This is a genomic window from Bartonella sp. AU18XJBT (genome assembly GCF_028618595.1).
Taxonomy (GTDB): Bacteria; Pseudomonadota; Alphaproteobacteria; order Rhizobiales; family Rhizobiaceae; genus Bartonella.
This window is the reverse complement of sequence record NZ_JAQITE010000153.1, coordinates 1-765: the sequence shown is the minus strand read 5'-3', so window position 1 is coordinate 765 and position 765 is coordinate 1. Positions and strand designations below refer to the sequence as shown.

Genomic DNA, 765 nt, shown 5'->3' with positions numbered 1-765 from the left:
AGAACTCAATATTCCCATCATTGCTTTGTCACAACTTTCACGTCAAGTAGAAAACCGAACCGATAAACGTCCACAACTCTCTGATTTACGTGAATCTGGTTCAATTGAGCAAGATGCCGACATTGTGTTGTTTGTTTATCGTGAAGAATATTATCTCAAAAATGAAGAACCCAAAGAAGGCACTGCTGAGTATAGAAAGTGGCAAGAGGCAATGGAGCAAGCCAAGGGTAAAGCCGAGGTTATTATAGCAAAACAACGCCATGGTCCGACTGGAATCGTTCCCCTTGCCTTTCAGTCCGATTTTACACGCTTTAGTGATTTAGCACATAATGTAACACTTTAAATAATTGTTATTAGCTAACTGAAAATATTGTAAAAACACATAAAACATGTTATGATTTTTACATCATTTAATGGAACTTACAAACATGCTTAATAAAGTGATTTTAATTGGTTATTTAGGTGCCAATCCAGAAAGTAAAACTATGCCTTCTGGTGGTGAGGTGGTCAATTTTCGAATGGCAACGTCTGAGAGCTACACAGACAAGGCAACCAATAAGAGAATAGACAAAACCGAATGGCATTCCATTGTGGTTTTTAATCCACATTTAGCAAAAGTAGCACTTCAGTATCTCAGTAAAGGTATATTCGATATAATATCAAAAAACGAAATAAAGTCAATAGTTTGTTTGTAATTATTTTATAAGAATCCACTTAGGAATCCACATTTTTATACGTGATTCATTTGACCCTTTTTTATATAAG

At 35.0% G+C, this 765-nt stretch carries 1 protein-coding gene and 1 pseudogene; both read left to right on the top strand.

The annotated features are described in order from the left end of the window. A partial coding sequence (locus tag PVV60_RS10655; protein WP_273724691.1) for a DnaB-like helicase C-terminal domain-containing protein occupies positions 1-343 on the top strand: 343 nt, incomplete at its 5' end. Positions 344-428: 85 nt separating this feature from the next. Beyond that, positions 429-644: pseudogene (gene ssb, locus PVV60_RS10650) on the top strand (single-stranded DNA-binding protein); the annotation flags it as partial. Positions 645-765: the final 121 nt, after the last annotated feature.